The organism is uncultured Winogradskyella sp. (assembly GCF_947501905.1).
Lineage (GTDB): Bacteria > Bacteroidota > Bacteroidia > Flavobacteriales > Flavobacteriaceae > Winogradskyella.
In genome coordinates this window covers 643,254-659,407 of sequence record NZ_CANMXL010000001.1, presented here as the reverse complement: position 1 = coordinate 659,407, position 16,154 = coordinate 643,254, and the positions used below count along the sequence as shown (strand labels likewise).

Here is a 16,154-nt window from a genome sequence, read left to right as displayed (position 1 = left end):
ATTTCATAAAAATTATTGTTTATCAATAATTTTTATATATTTGTTATCGTTAAACAATAATTATGAGCTCTGCAAAAACACTTTATTCGATATTAAATGTTATTATTTTCCTTCTACTAATCGCTATTGGTTTGGGGATTTTCTTTTTCGTAGCACTTCTCTTTGGTATAAAACAGGATTTTGTTGATTTAAGAGTAGATGTAATCAATTTTAAAACCGAAGCTATGCTTTATGTTTATACAATCTTAAGGCTTGGGGTTTACGCTATTTTTATTAAGGCACTTTGGGATATGAGAAAGGCTATAAAATTGTTTTTAAAAAAAGATTTTTATAATAATGAGCTTATAAAAACACTATCCACTTCTGGAAAATTTATGGTTATTACAGGAGTTTCTGCATGGTGTATTAATGGGATAAGCAATGTGTTTTTCAATTTTCAATTTTCAATTGGTTTTAGTGAAAAAACATTGGTCTATTTATTTCTAATAGGCATAGGATTGTTTTTAATGTTAATGAGCACTGTTCTTAGAGACACTAAGACTATAAAAGAAGAAAACGATTTAACCATATAATTATGAAAGACAATACAACCATATTAACTGTTATAACCTATGGATTATTATTAGGTGCAGTTTCAGTGCTTTTAAATGACATGCGCGAGTTTGACTTTAATCAGTTTGAAAAATTTCAAAATTGGGCTAAAACTGCAAACAAAAGTGAAAACTGGTTTACCTCAAAGAATGCTATAGAATGGAGTTATTATGCTATTAGTGCAGGTCTGTTCTTTTGGAGAGGCTATCTTATTTATGGCTTTAGCTATTTCTTATCTATTTTAAAAGAAATTGAGGCGGGAAACTATTTTAGTGATAAGAATATTAAATACTTTAATAAGATTGGGAATATTTTTATTTGGTACACCTTAAATGTTTTAATACTTCGGTTTTTATTAGCATTAATTGGTAATGCTACTTTTGATTTCTTTGATGAATTAAAATCAGAGTTTACGTTTTTAATTCCTGTAGGTTTAGCATTCTTCATTTTAGCTGAAATATTTAAAAGAGGAAAAGAAGTAGAAGAGGATAACGAACTAACCATATAGGCTATGGCTATAAAAGTAAATTTAGACGTCATGTTAGTTAGACGAGGTATGAAGAGCAAAGAACTTGCAGAGATTATAAGCATTACTACGGCTAACCTTTCCATATTAAAATCAGGAAAGGCTAAGGCTATTCGTTTCTCCACACTAGAAGCTATTTGTAAAGCTCTAGATTGTCAACCAAGTGATGTTTTAGAGTATATAGAAGATTAGGTTCTTTTTTAACTATACAAAAACTATACAATGGGACAATTCTATTGTATATAGATGTATAGTTTAATATCTTCATAAACTAAATTAAAATGAGTGAAAAAGATAAAATATGTAATCTTAGTAGTACTTACTATTTCTCTCTCAAAAAGCTATGCTCAATTAAATGCAACAGTTATCGGCAATGCCATTGACCAAGGAGGTAATTGCTATATTATTACTCAAGATTTGCTAAGTCAAGCTGGTGGAGTCTGGTATGATAATGCCATAGATTTTGACCAAGACTTCACTATAAACTATCAAAATAATTTTGGTAGTAAAGATGCTAATGGAGCTGATGGTATGGCTTTAGTATTTAAAAGAAATCCAACACCTACTATCGGAGGAGTTGGTGGAGGTCTTGGATATGAAGGTATAACAGAATCATTAATTATAGAATTTGACACCTATCAGAATAATATTCCCTCTGAAGGTCTCTTAGCAGATCCAATATTTGATCATATCGCTATCCAAAGAGACGGCAACCCTTTTCACAACAATCCAAGTGCAAATTTAGCAGGCCCTATACAGGCAAGCCTTACATCTCAGAATATTGAAGATGGTAATACACATGAAATAAAAATTGAGTGGAATGCTACTACCGAAATACTAAGCGTATTTTTTGATTGCGAATTAAGGCTAACCCTGGCTTTAGATATTAAGAATGTAATTTTTTCTGGTGATGATAGTGTATTCTTTGGTTTTGTTGGCTCAACAGGTGGTTTGTCTAATTTACATCAAGTTTGTTTTAACAGTATTTCATTTATAGATAACTTACAGCTTCAAGATGAAACCATTTGCGAAAATGATGATGTTCAAGTAGATGCTACTATTCCAAGTGGTGTTACCTATTCTTGGTCACCAACAAGCGGCGTGAGTAATCCTAATATTGCAAACCCATCATTTTCTCCAAATAGTACCACAACATATACAGTAACAATTGGTGATGTTTGCGGAGATACAACAGTGGATGATTTTACACTAACGGTTTTACCAAACCAGACACCTACTTTTAATGTTGTTTCTCAAATTTGTGAAGGAGGCTCATTAACATCATTACCAACTACTTCTCTTGAGGGTATAACAGGAACATGGTCTCCAGCTTTAAATAATACGCAAACTACTACCTATATATTTACACCAAATATTGATTGCGCAAATTCTATTACTACAGACATTGTTGTCATTCCTCTTACATTGCCTACATTTAATCCTGTAGCTGCCATTTGTCAGGGAGAAACACTTGCTCCATTGCCAACGACTTCTAACAATGGAATTACAGGAACATGGTCGCCAGCTCTTAACAATATGGCGACGACAATATATTCGTTTACGCCAGACACTGGGCAAGGCTGTGTGGATACAGCCACGCTACAAATTGATGTTATAGTACCTGTTACTCCCAGTTTTGATGCTGTGATGCCCATTTGTGAAGGTGAAACTTTAGCACCATTACCAACGACTTCTAATGACGGAATTACAGGAATATGGTCTCCAGCTTTAAATAATACTACTACAACCACGTATACTTTTACACCAAACATAGGTGAGTGCGCAATATCTACTACATTAGACATTATAGTTAATGCACCTGTATTACCAGTTTTCAATGCGGTTAATTCTATTTGCGAAGGTGAAGCTTTAGCACCATTACCAACAACTTCTAATAATGGAATTACGGGAACATGGTCGCCAGCTCTAAATAATATGAGTACAACTACGTATACTTTTACGCCAAATACTGGAGAATGCGCTATCATCACTACACTAGATGTCGTAGTGGATATACCTGTATTACCAATTTTTGATGCAATTAATCCTGTTTGTGAAGGGGATATATTAGCGCCATTACCAACAACCTCTAACAATGGAATTACTGGGACGTGGTCTCCTGCTTTAAATAATACGGCGACCACTACTTATACATTTACGCCAAATGCAGGTGAATGTGCTAATAATGCAGATTTGACAATTATGGTTATTTCTAATAGTATTCCAGAATTTGACTTTGTCAATCCTATTTGCCCAGGCGAGTTTTTACAAGAATTACCACTTGTTTCAAATAATGGAATTAACGGCGTATGGTCGCCAGCATTAGACAATCAAAATACCACAGAGTATACCTTTACTCCAGATACTGGTCAAGGTTGTGTTGCTAGCAGCTCGTTAATAATTGAGGTGCTTCAACCTGTAATCCCATCGTTTAGTTTACCAGATTTTATTTGTCAAGGAGATACAGATTTGGTTTTGCCTAATGTCTCTAACGAGGGAATTACAGGAAACTGGTCAGAGTCAGTAAATAATCAAATAACTACAGAGTATATTTTTACCCCAGACCCAAATCAGTGTGCTTCGGTAATTGAGAAAGAAATAGAGGTTTTACCAGTAAACGAATTAGAACTTTCTATTGAATTAATTTCTGAACCATTTAGTGATAATCAAATTGTAGTTGCTACTGCAACTGGAGGTGATGGGATGTATGAGTATCAATTAGACAACGGTATTTGGACGACTCAAAACACGTTTTCAAATATTAGAGGTTGTGATGAACATGTCATTAGAGTACGTCAAATCAATAATTGTAGTATAGATGCTATAGAAATATTTCGTGTTTTAGACTATCCAAAATTTTTCACACCTAACGGAGATGGGTTTAATGACTCATGGAATATCGAATGCCTAAATAATCAAGTAGCTGCTCGAATATATATATTCGATAGGTTTGGTAAATTATTAAAAACCATAAGCCCTATAGCAACCGGTTGGAATGGAACTTATAATGGTGCACTAATGCCTACCAGTGATTATTGGTTTAGAGTAGATTATTTAGGTAATGATGGTAGCTCAAGAACATTCTCTTCACATTTTACATTGAAACGCTAAAATAATTAGACAGATTTTAGTCTAGTTTAAGCCAATTCGTAGCTTAAAAAACAAAGTAGACTTTGTATCTTTATAGTCTATGTATGCTTTAGTAGACTGTAATAACTTTTATACTTCTTGCGAGCGTGTCTTTAATCCTAATTTAGAAGGAAAACCAGTTGCTATTCTTAGTAATAATGATGGTTGTGTTATTTCTATGAGTGATGAAGCCAAAGCGATAAACTTACCATTTGGAGCACCAATCTTTAAGTGGGAAGGTTTTTGCAAAGCAAATAACATAAGCGTGTTATCATCTAACTATCCATTGTATGGAGATATGAGTAGCCGTGTAATGAAAATACTTGAACAATTTACGCCAGATGTTGAAGTATATAGTATAGATGAGGCTTTCCTTCAATTCAAAGGTTTTGAAAATTATGATTTTGAAAATTATGGCATGCAAATAAGACAGCGTATATTAAAATGGACAGGTATTCCTACTTGTGTAGGTATAGCACCAACAAAAGCATTGAGCAAAGTTGCTAATAAGATTGCTAGAAAATTTCCTAAAAAAACAAAAGGAAGTTATGTTATAGATTCTGAAGAAAGTCGGATTAAAGCCTTAAAATGGATAAAATTAGAAGATGTTTGGGGCATAGGTCGAGGGTTACAAAAACGATTAAAAGCCAAAGGATGTAAAACAGCATATGATTTTACGCAACTTAATGATGAATGGGTCCGTAAAACATTTTCTATAACAGAATGGAAATTAAAAAAAGATTTAGAAGGTATTTCTAAAATAAAGCTAGAAGAGCCTACTCGTAAACGTGCCATTGCAACAACTAGAAGCTTTGATTACACTTACGATGATATTAATTATATTAAAGAACGTGTTTCTACTTTTGCAGCAAGTTGTGCAGAAAAATTGCGTAAGCAGGGTTCTAGTTGCCATATGATTATTGTAACTTTAAGCAGTAATAGACATAAGAAAGGAGAAGAGCAACATCGTGCAAGTACAATAGTGAGTTTTCCGTATCCTACGGATTCTTCATTATTAATTAGTAGAGGGGCTGTTAATGCGGTAGAATCGATTCACAAACCTGGCATTAAATATAAAAGAGCAGGAGTTATTGTTACAGGTTTAGTCCCTACAGACAACTATCAGTTAGATATGTTTAGTAAAGAAGACCCTAAACATAAACCCTTAATGTCTGCTATAGATACAATAAACAGAAAGTATAAAGGAGATAAAATTAAAATAGGAAATCAAGATTTAGAACGCACTTGGAAAATGCGTCAAGAACGACTCTCCCCAAGATATACAACAAATATTAATGATATTATTACTGTAAAATGATAGTACAAAAATCCGATAACTTAACATTCTTTATTCCAGAATCAAAGGAAGATGCTGGAGCTAATTTTTTTGACACAGGGATTTCAGCAGGTTTCCCATCACCAGCGGATGATTTTAAGGAGCAGCGTTTATCTTTGGATGAAGAGCTGGTAAAAAATAAGGAGGCTACATTCTATGCTAGAGTTTCTGGACAATCTATGATTGGCGCAGGCTTAGACGATAATGATTTATTGGTGATTGACCGTAGTTTAGAGCCAGAAAATAATAAGATAGCCGTTTGCTTTTTAGATGGAGAGTTTACCGTAAAACGTTTGAGGGTCTCTAAAGATGAAGTTTGGCTTCAGCCAGAAAATCCGGATTATCCTATTATAAAAATAACATCAGATAATAACTTTGTTATTTGGGGAATTGTTACCAATGTCATTAAGAAGTTATAACACGATTAAATTATAGTAATTTTAAAATGAGAAGTATTACATTTTTGTGCTCAATGATTTTATTGATTAGTTTTAAAACCTCTTTTTCTCAATCGAAAACCATATTTATAGACGGTGTTTTTGATGATTGGACATCAGATTTACAGACTTATACAGATACGGCAGAGAGTATTAATGGAATAGATTTGCTAGAATTTCAAGTAACAAACGATGACAATTTTCTTTATTTAAGAATAAAGGCAAATAGCGAGTTTGATTTAACAGGAGGCACACCTATTTTACATGACCTATTCTTGTATTTGGACACAGACTTAGATGTTTCTACTGGCTTTGCAGTACGAGACGATTTTGGAGCAGAGTTAGGAATAGATTTAGCTGATCGTATTTTATATAATAATTTTAATGGTACTTCTAGTCCAAATATTTTTTTTTCTGACATTACATTTCGTTCTGCGCCAACAGTAACATCAGATGAGTTTGAAATAGCAATACGGAGAGACGCAATTCCTGATGGGGTAAATGCATTATTTCCTATAAATCAAGTAAAAATATTATTTAGAAATGTAGATAATTTTGATTGGTTACCTAATCTAAATAATATTTACACCTATACTTTTAGTAGTAACCCTACAAGTCCGTACGTGCCAATAGATTTATCCAAGTCTAACTCTAGTTATATTAGAATAATGGGTTATAATACTAAGTTAAATGGTTTATTGGATAATGACAAATTAGATGAATATGAGCGCATTTTAAATGCTATTAATCCAGATATAGTAGGTTTTGTGGAGAGTAGTGGAACCTCAGAAAGCTACATAAAATCATTGTTTGATACTTGGCTTCCTTTAGGAAACCCTAATGGCTGGTATGTTGAGAAGCATGGAGGAGAAGTTACTGTTTCTAGATGGGAAATTACACAGCAATGGGATTTAGAAAGGCAGTTTCCTGTGCTTATTGACTTGCCTTCTAGTTACCAAACAGACTTATTATTTACCAATGCACACTTAACATGTTGTGGTAATGATGAAGCAAGACAACGTCAAGTAGATGAGTATGCAGCTTTTATATTAGATGCTAAAACTTCTGGAGGTATTATAACTTTATTAGAAGATACTCCAATAGTTTATTCAGGAGATTTAAATTTAGTTGGATTATCACAGCAATTAACTACGCTTGTTACAGGAGATATACAAGACACAGCTACTTATGGGAATGGAGCCCCTTTAGATTGGGATGATAGTGATATGAAGGATGAAAATGTTTTACAAAGTGATATTCCCATGAACTATACTTGGCGAAATGATTTTTCTGCTTTTCCTCCGGGTAAATTAGATTATATGATTTTTTCGGATGCTGTTTTACAAGCAGAAAAATCTTATACTCTACAAACAGAAGTTATGTCTATGAGTAGACTTTCTGAATATAATTTATTGATTTCAGATACAAGTACTGCTTCAGATCATTTGCCGGTAATTGTCGATTTTTCAATACCACAAAGTTTGAGCACAACTTCTAATGAAGAGGATTTATTAACGTTTTCTAACCCAGTAAAAAATAGGCTAAAGATTAATTTTAAAAGTCAAGAGATTTTTAAATTAAGTATTTATAATCTATCTGGAAGCTTAATTAAATTGGAAACAAAGAGTAAATATGACAATGAAATTGATGTTTCAGATTTAACTTCAGGAGTATATTTACTTACTGCTGAAAGCAAATTTGATAAAGCACAATCTTTTAAGATTATAAAATTATAGCATAAAAAAACACATCGAAAGATGTGTTTTTTAGAATATATTTATACTAGATTGAAAATACTATGACTTAATCAGCCAAAATTATAAGCTTATTATCTTTCATTTCTATAGTACCAGAATTGATAGCTAATAAAGTTTTCCCATCTTGTTTTGTAAATCTCTTTTCGACTTCTTCTTCAAGAGCAACATCTCCATTAATGGTTACATTTCCTGCTTTAAGGATAGATACAATAGGAGCGTGATTTGTTAACATTTCAAACTCTCCATTAACACCCGGAACAGCAACGCTTGTTACTTCACCACTAAATAATGTAGCTTCTGGTGATACAATTTCTAAATACATAGTTTTAGAGTTTTAGATTAAGCTTCAGCTAACATTTTCTCTCCAGCTTCGATAGCTTCTTCGATAGAACCTTTAAGGTTAAACGCAGCTTCTGGTAAGTGATCTAATTCACCATCCATAATCATGTTAAAGCCTTTAATTGTTTCTTTAATATCTACTAATACACCTGGAATACCTGTAAACTGTTCAGCTACGTGGAAAGGTTGCGATAAGAAACGTTGTACACGTCTTGCTCTACCTACAGCCATTTTATCTTCTTCAGATAACTCCTCCATACCAAGGATAGCAATAATATCTTGTAATTCTTTATAACGTTGCAATAACTCTTTTACACGTTGAGCACAATCGTAATGCTCGTCACCTAAAATATCTGCAGTTAAGATTCTTGATGTAGAATCTAATGGATCTACTGCAGGATAAATACCAAGCTCTGCAATTTTACGAGATAATACCGTTGTTGCATCTAAGTGGGCAAATGTTGTTGCAGGTGCAGGATCCGTTAAATCATCTGCAGGTACATATACTGCTTGTACAGATGTAATAGAACCTTTCTTTGTGGAAGTAATACGCTCTTGCATGGCACCCATCTCAGTTGCTAATGTTGGTTGGTAACCTACGGCAGATGGCATACGACCTAATAATGCAGATACCTCAGAACCAGCTTGTGTAAAACGGAAAATGTTATCTACGAAGAATAATACATCTTTTCCTTGTCCGTCTCCAGCACCATCACGGAAATATTCAGCAATAGTTAAACCAGATAAGGCAACACGAGCACGTGCTCCAGGAGGCTCATTCATCTGACCAAAAACGAAAGTTGCTTTAGAATCTTTCATAGCAGACTTGTCTACTTTTTGAAGATCCCATCCACCTTCTTCCATAGAGTGCATAAAGTCGTCACCGTATTTGATAATTCCTGACTCTAACATCTCACGAAGTAAATCGTTTCCTTCACGTGTTCTTTCACCTACTCCTGCGAATACAGAAAGTCCACCATGTCCTTTTGCAATATTGTTAATCAACTCTTGGATTAGTACTGTTTTACCTACACCAGCACCACCAAATAATCCAATCTTACCACCTTTTGCATAAGGCTCAATAAGGTCAATTACTTTAATACCTGTAAATAAAACTTCTGTAGATGTTGATAATTCTTCAAACTTAGGCGCTTGTCTGTGAATAGGTAAACCAGCTTCACCAGCTTTAGGTAAATCACCTAATCCATCAATAGCATCACCAATTACATTAAAAAGACGTCCGTAAACATCTTCTCCAATTGGCATTTGGATTGGAGCACCAGTTGCGTGAACTTCTGTTCCTCTACTTAAACCATCAGAAGAATCCATAGCAATAGTACGTACAGTATCTTCACCAATGTGAGATTGTACCTCTAATACTAATTTTGAACCATCTTGGTTATTAATTTCTAACGAATCATAAATCTTTGGAAGTTCTGAACCAGCAGCGAATTCTACATCGATAACTGGACCTACGATTTGTGCAACTTTACCTGTAACTTTTGACATTACTTATATGTTTTTGTTTTGCAATAATTTAAATATGAAAAACAGCTCGTTTTTCGCGCTGCAAAGATATAGTTTTATTTAAAAAACAAAGACTTTTTTACGAAGCTTTTTTAGATAAAAAAAGCGCGTTCTATTAGAACGCGCTTTAAGTATTTATTTTAAAATTGTTTTACTGTAATAAAGGCGAGTAGTTGGTAGGGAAATCACCTCCTTTAGCTACATTACCTGATGCAACAAAATTAGAGCCATAAGTTGCATCTATAGCTTCAAGGAAAGCATTTGCCATTAGGGCATAACCTCTCCCTGTTAAGTGAACGCCATCTAAACTTACTAGACCACCAAATACTAAATCAGTATTTAAATTAAACTGATCAAATTGTACACCTACAGTAGCAGCTTCTTCTAAAATTGAGTTTAAGTCAACTAAAGCTAAACCGTTTGCATTTGCAGCCGCAGATATACTAGCATTGTAAGCATCTGTAGCTGTTGCAATTTCTTGTTGTTCTTGAGGAGTCAATACAAAAGTATCAGAAAGTGGCGTAGCAGTTCCTCCGCCTTGAGGGATTAAACTACCAGCAGTTAGTAATACTAAATCATCTGATGTTGCTTGTCTTAAATTTTGAAGCTGAATGTTTATACCAGTTAAGTCTCTTAAATCTTCGTCAACTATTACAACAGCATTTCCTTCACCAGCTGCAAATGTTATTGTTCTCTGAGCTATTTCAGCATCAGCTTCTGCTTGTGTTAATGGCGTAGTTGCTACTAAAAAAGCATAAGCCTGAACGATACCTGCATTATATGCACCATAAGCTTGAGCACTATTTAAAAATCCAGCTGTTGCTGCGTCTAATGGAACAGGATTGTGTGCAACTGTTGTGAAAAACGATAAACTTGTAATATCTGGTAAATTACCGATGGCGCCTTTAGAACCATTAGCTGTTAAACCAGAAACTAAAGCGTTCAATGCAAAATCAAATGTAGCTGTGTCAGTAATTGGATTGCTTCCATCACCTCCAGATGTTGCAAAACCTAAAACATCATTTCCTCCAACTTCAGAAAGCGTAAAAAATGTTGGGTTTTGAGCAACTGCTAAATCTAACATTGAAGCATTAGGTGTAGCTCCTGTTAACCTAATAGCATAAGGGTTTGCAGCGGCAGGGAAATTAGCTAAATTACCATATCCAGGTGCTATCATATGAAAACTCTTTGCTCCTGGCACTCCTAAATTGCTAAAAGGTCCTGTAGGGTTATTTAAAGCAAAATCTGTTGTAGACATTGCAGCAGGATTAATACTTTGAAGCGGAACTGGTCCTGCACCTCCAAACACTAAACGTTCTGCAAATAATCTTTCTCCATTTGCAGGATTTAAAACAGGATTACCTGCGAGAATTAACCCTCCAAAATTATCACTCATCATTGGTTGTGTGAATGTACCACCACCAATTTTTGCAAATTGAGTTGCCATGATATTAGGAAACGAATTTTCTTGGGAAGCAATAAATAAACCATTATCTGTAAAACCTGCAGTAAATGATGCTCCAATAGATACAAAATTTGAAAAGTCAGCAGTACCTGCACTTAATTCAGGTAAATCTTCAGTGTCTTGGTTTACTCTATCTCTAAGGTCTTCTAATGTATCATTTTCACAGGCGATAAAACCTAAAGCGAAAAGTGATAATGCTATATATTTAATTTTTTTCATAATAATTTGTAATTGTTATAGATTATTGATTGTCCAAGACAGGTAATATTGTGAACCAATAAATCCAGTACCGAAAGCTGTAAAGTATTCGTCTTGTAATAAGTTTGTTGCTCCTAATTTGAAAGTAGACTTAAGACTTGGGATTCTGTAATTAATCTGTGCATCTAAAACATTAAATGCAGGAATCTCTCCATCTCCAAATGAAGCTTCCCAGAAGTAATTATCACTCCATCTCCAAGCTACATTAAATCCAAAGTTTTTGAATAATTCAGTTTTTCCAAAGTTAACTTTTACCTTATGTTCAGGTGTATTAAAGTTAGTTCTAAAATCAGGATTTGCATTTACATCAAAGTCTAACTTAGCATATGTATAATTAGCACTAATGTCAAATCCATCAAATATTTTTGTCGAAACTTGTATAGCAGCACCATAAGAGTTTACGTCAGCATCAGAATTAGTATATGTCTGATATGCTTCGAAATCTCCATTTGCAATTGCTGCAACTGCCAATGGTGTAGATGTACCAGGAATATTTTGTGTTAATTGTACATCTCCATAGAATGGTGCAATTACTGTTTCGTTAGCTAAAAAGTCTTTGTATGCATTGTAATAAGCAGAGGCATCAATAACAAAACCTTTTACTTTACCACGATAACCGACTTCAAAAGAACTTACCTGCTCTGGTTGAGCAAGGTTAGAATTTGCAATTTCTAAGTCCGCAGGATTACCAGTAACAGCAAATCCATCTACTACAGAACTAGCAAAGAATGAATTGTTATAGGCTCCAGTTCCATCAAAATCAATACTTGTTTGACCTCCTAATAGAGCCGATCCTGTTGGGCTTAATCCATAGTTTCTAATATCTCTTGCAGGATTATCAGCAGCACCACCAATTAATATGGCACGACCTACGTCTAAACCAATATATAAATCTTGAGTTGTAGGGTTTCTGAAACCAGTTTGGAAAGAGGCTCTGAAGTTATGGTTTTCATTAACAGTAAAACCAGCAGACAATCTTGGAGAGAAGAACCCGTCAAAAAGCTCTGACTTATCATATCTTAAAGAACCAGTAAGTTTCATCTCTACATTATCAGACAATTCTAATGATTTTTGAATTTGAGTATATACACCAACTTCTGAGTAGTTAATAGGGCCATCAGTATCTGTATAAATTGTTCCAAAGGAATTTAAACGATATCTTCTGTATGAAGCACCAACTTGAACTTCTGCAACATCCCAAAGGTGACTAAAGTTATAGTTAGCATCTGCATGATATATCTTTGAATTATCTTGGAATTTAGAACCTGTAGTTAAATCAGGATCATTGATGCTTGCATCAAAAGCATTTTGAAATTCAGGAGTACCTGGCAGAAAACGCCCTGTGTCTGCAGCTTGTCTTGCAGCAGAATGCGCTTGTGTATCAGTAGCCCCTCCTAAAGTAGCCAATACGTAGTTGTTAATATAGTCACCGAACCATTGCGTATCTGATTTCCATGCTCTATTGATATTGATTCCTGTGAATACCATATCGTAAGAATCTCCAGCCTTATCTTCTGTGACATAACCTCTGACAAAGAAATTATCGTTTCTAATTTCTATTTTGTGTTGTTGTAAGAAGAAATTTTTGATGTTGTAGCGGTTAGCACCTTGATAGATTGTGTTACCAGAACCTACCTTACCAACATACTGAATTTCGAAATCATCTCCCCAAGGGCGGAAATATAATCCCCAATCTGCTTTAATACTTTCGGCATTATAGTTTGTTAAATCTCTTTCGTCATATCCAGTTCTACTTACTTCAACATCAGGGACTAAAGGTAAATTCCCTGAAGCAGTGAAAATATTAGTACTTACTTCATCTCCATACACATTAATACCATCGTAATCTGTATCTGCTCTTGTAAGTCCACGGTTCAATTTATCTTCCACACTTGTAGCAGCCCAATCGGTTCCTTTTAAATATCCGAAATTAACTTTAGCAGCAAATTTGTCGCTAAACTTATAGGCCATACGTATACCTAAATCTGTATAATCATTATCTCCTGCAGCTTCTTGTGAAGTAACACCACGTTTGATATATCCGCTTATACCTTGGTTATCAAATGGACTTTTACTTCTCATAAATAGTATACCATTAAATGCATTTGCACCATAAAGTGCAGAAGCAGCTCCGGGTAAAAGTTCAACACTATTTACATCCGTTTCAGTCATCCCTAAAAGGTTACCTAAAGGGAAATTAAGTGCTGGTGCGGAGTTGTCCATACCATCAACTAACTGCATAAAGCGGGTGTTTGCAAATGTTGCAAAACCTCTAGTGTTAATTGATTTAAACGTTAAGCTATTTGTATTGATGTCAACCCCTTTAAGGTTTTCTAGTCCATCGTAGAAGTCAACTGAAGGTGTATTTTTTATTTCTTTTAGTCCAAAACGTTCTACCGTTACAGGAGATTCAAAAATACGTTCAGGTGTTCTAGATGCGGAGATAACCACTTCATCAAGTTCATTCCCTTCTTTTAATTGTACATCGACTGTTTGGTCATTTGCTGTAACTTCTAGGGTTTGAGTTTCAAAACCAGTATAAGAAATTACAATTTTGAATGGTGGCGCTTGATCTGTGGTTAAGATGTAATTGCCATCAAAATCAGAACTTGTTCCAGTAGTTGTTCCTTCTATTATAACGTTGGCACCAGGTAAAGGTTGACCTGTATTGTCCGTAATTTTTCCTTTAACTGTGGTTTGTGCAAACGAAATCACAGAAAAAAGCATTACAAAAAACTTTAGGGTTGTCTTCATGTGTAAGAATTAGTTAATTTATTAGTTGACCAATTTAACTAAATATATGAAAACTTGATAAGAAATTTCTAAAAAATTATGCATGCATAGCACTTTTCGGTAATTAAAGACCTTAAAAATCAAAAAATCCATAAAAACTTGAGCTTTTTTTATGGATTTTAAAATTTAATTTATGATTTTATTTTACTCTACAGTTACTGATTTTGCTAAATTTCGAGGTTGATCAACATTTTTATTTAGCATTACTGCAATATGATATGATAAAAGTTGTAAAGGTATTGTAGTTAAAAGCGGGCTTAGTGACTCTAAAGTCTCTGGAACTTCGATTGTATGGTCAGCAAGTTTCTTCACATCTACATCACCTTCTGTTACAATAGCAATGATTTTACCTTTTCTAGATTTTATTTCTTGAATGTTACTGACTACCTTTTCGTAATGCCCTTTTTTAGTAGCTATAACAAAAACTGGCATTTGCTCATCAATTAGAGCAATAGGACCATGTTTCATCTCAGCAGCAGGGTATCCTTCAGCATGAATATAAGATATTTCTTTCAGCTTTAAGGCACCTTCTAAGGCTACCGGGAAATTATATCCACGCCCTAGGTAAAGACAGTTTGAAGCATCTTTATATGTTTCAGCAACTGCTTTAATATGTTTATCTGACTCAAGTGCTTTAGCAACTTTATCTGGTATTAACTCTAACTGCTCAAGGTGATAATGAAAATCAGAATTAGAAATAGCTCCTTTCTCTTTAGCCAATTTTAAAGCAATTAAAGTAAGAACAGTAATCTGAGTCGTAAATGCTTTTGTTGAGGCTACACCAATTTCTGGTCCAGCATGTGTGTATGCGCCTGCATCGGTTTCTCTTGCAATACTAGAGCCCACTACATTACATACTCCAAAGACAAATGCCCCATGTTCTTTGGCTAATTTGATAGCAGCTAGAGTGTCTGCTGTTTCTCCTGATTGGGAGATGGCTATAACAACATCTTGATCTGTTATTACAGGGTTTCTGTATCTAAATTCTGAAGCATATTCGACTTCTACAGGAATTCTGGCTAGGTCTTCAAATATATATTCTGCAACTAAACCAGCGTGCCATGATGTGCCACAGGCAACTATAATTATGCGATTAGCATTGAGAAACTTCTCTTTATGATTCTCGACACCAGCCATTCTTATAATACCATCTTTAGCAAGTAGCCGTCCTCTATAAGTATCTTTTATGGCATGTGGTTGTTCGTATATTTCTTTTAACATAAAATGCTCGTAACCACCTTTTTCAATTTGTTCTAAATTAAATTTTAGTTCTTGCATTAGAGGATTAACTAAAGAATCATCTTTTATTTTTCGGATTTTAATCTTTTTACCTAACCTTACAACTGCCATTTCTTCATCTTCTAAATAAATGGCATTCTTTGTAAATTCTATAAAAGGGGAAGCGTCACTAGCTATAAAGAATTCTTCATCACCAACACCTATGGCAAGAGGACTTCCTAGTTTTGCTACAACAATTTCGTTAGGTTTGTTTTTGTCAAAAACAGCAATGGCATAGGCGCCTACAACTTCGTTAAGTGCAATCTGTACTGCTTTTCCAAGCTTTACACCTTGCTTTTTCTTAACTTCTTCAATTAAGTTTATTAATACCTCAGTATCAGTATCTGAATTAAAAGTGTAACCACGTTTGATTAATTCAGTCTTGATAGCTTCATAATTTTCTATGATGCCATTGTGTATAATTACTAAATCTCCAGAGTTTGAATAGTGTGGGTGAGAATTAACATCATTGGGAACACCATGTGTAGCCCAACGCGTATGTCCAATACCTAAATTTCCAGTTGTAGGGATTTCATTTTCTAGTCGTTCTTTTAAATCGGCAACTTTACCTTTGGTTTTAGAAAGCTTAATATTATTACCATCATAAAGTGCTATTCCGGCACTATCATAACCTCTATATTCTAATCTTTGTAAACCTTTAAGAATAATTGGGTATGCTTCTCTATGGCCTATATATCCTACAATTCCACACATAAGT

12 protein-coding genes are annotated in these 16,154 nt (G+C 34.3%); 7 read left to right on the top strand and 5 right to left on the bottom strand.

The features are described 5' to 3' along the window. Nucleotides 1–62: 62 nt before the first annotated feature. The 7 genes from Q0770_RS03005 to Q0770_RS02975 all read left to right on the top strand — a co-directional run bounded on the left by Q0770_RS03005 (nt 63) and on the right by Q0770_RS02975 (nt 7,755). On the top strand, nt 63–572 hold the full coding sequence (locus Q0770_RS03005; protein ID WP_299113853.1) for a DUF2975 domain-containing protein: 510 nt from the start codon (nt 63–65) through the stop codon (nt 570–572). 2 nt (nt 573–574) lie between these two features. Next, nucleotides 575–1,099: a DUF2975 domain-containing protein gene (locus Q0770_RS03000; protein WP_299113852.1), complete on the top strand. Its 525-nt coding sequence runs from the start codon at nt 575–577 to the stop codon at nt 1,097–1,099. A 3-nt stretch (nt 1,100–1,102) separates the two neighbouring features. Beyond that, the gene (locus Q0770_RS02995; protein WP_299113851.1) at nt 1,103–1,309 is read left to right on the top strand and encodes a helix-turn-helix transcriptional regulator; all 207 of its coding nucleotides are present in this window, start codon (nt 1,103–1,105) and stop codon (nt 1,307–1,309) included. Between the two features lie 93 nt (nt 1,310–1,402). Beyond that, nucleotides 1,403–4,228 carry a T9SS type B sorting domain-containing protein gene (locus tag Q0770_RS02990; RefSeq protein WP_299113849.1) on the top strand — a complete coding sequence of 942 codons (2,826 nt, stop codon included), beginning with the start codon at nt 1,403–1,405 and terminating at the stop codon, nt 4,226–4,228. A 79-nt stretch (nt 4,229–4,307) separates the two neighbouring features. After that, nucleotides 4,308–5,564 carry a Y-family DNA polymerase gene (locus Q0770_RS02985; protein WP_299113847.1) on the top strand — a complete coding sequence of 419 codons (1,257 nt, stop codon included), beginning with the start codon at nt 4,308–4,310 and terminating at the stop codon, nt 5,562–5,564. Continuing rightward, a complete protein-coding gene (locus tag Q0770_RS02980) occupies nt 5,561–6,001 on the top strand; it encodes a LexA family transcriptional regulator (RefSeq protein WP_299113845.1) in 441 nt (146 codons plus the stop codon). The genes Q0770_RS02985 and Q0770_RS02980 overlap by 4 nt, the downstream gene beginning before the upstream one ends. 53 nt (nt 6,002–6,054) lie before the next feature. Further along, nucleotides 6,055–7,755: a T9SS type A sorting domain-containing protein gene (locus Q0770_RS02975; protein WP_299113843.1), complete on the top strand. Its 1,701-nt coding sequence runs from the start codon at nt 6,055–6,057 to the stop codon at nt 7,753–7,755. Between the two features lie 67 nt (nt 7,756–7,822). Here the strand turns inward: Q0770_RS02975 and Q0770_RS02970 are convergent, their stop codons facing one another. The 5 genes from Q0770_RS02970 to glmS all read right to left on the bottom strand — a co-directional run bounded on the left by Q0770_RS02970 (nt 7,823) and on the right by glmS (nt 16,150). Then, entirely contained in the window at nt 7,823–8,098 is a 276-nt protein-coding gene (locus Q0770_RS02970) for a F0F1 ATP synthase subunit epsilon (RefSeq protein ID WP_299113840.1), read from the bottom strand. Nucleotides 8,099–8,115: 17 nt separating this feature from the next. Further along, nucleotides 8,116–9,624, bottom strand: a complete 1,509-nt coding sequence (gene atpD / locus Q0770_RS02965) for a F0F1 ATP synthase subunit beta (protein ID WP_299113838.1) — start codon at nt 9,622–9,624, stop codon at nt 8,116–8,118. A 169-nt stretch (nt 9,625–9,793) separates the two neighbouring features. After that, complete coding sequence (locus tag Q0770_RS02960; protein WP_299113836.1) at nt 9,794–11,326, bottom strand: G-D-S-L family lipolytic protein; 1,533 nt, start codon at nt 11,324–11,326, stop codon at nt 9,794–9,796. 15 nt (nt 11,327–11,341) lie between these two features. Beyond that, a complete protein-coding gene (locus Q0770_RS02955; protein WP_299113834.1) occupies nt 11,342–14,119 on the bottom strand; it encodes a TonB-dependent receptor domain-containing protein in 2,778 nt (925 codons plus the stop codon). A gap of 183 nt (nt 14,120–14,302) precedes the next feature. Then, a complete protein-coding gene (gene glmS, locus Q0770_RS02950) occupies nt 14,303–16,150 on the bottom strand; it encodes a glutamine--fructose-6-phosphate transaminase (isomerizing) (protein WP_299113832.1) in 1,848 nt (615 codons plus the stop codon). Nucleotides 16,151–16,154: the final 4 nt, after the last annotated feature.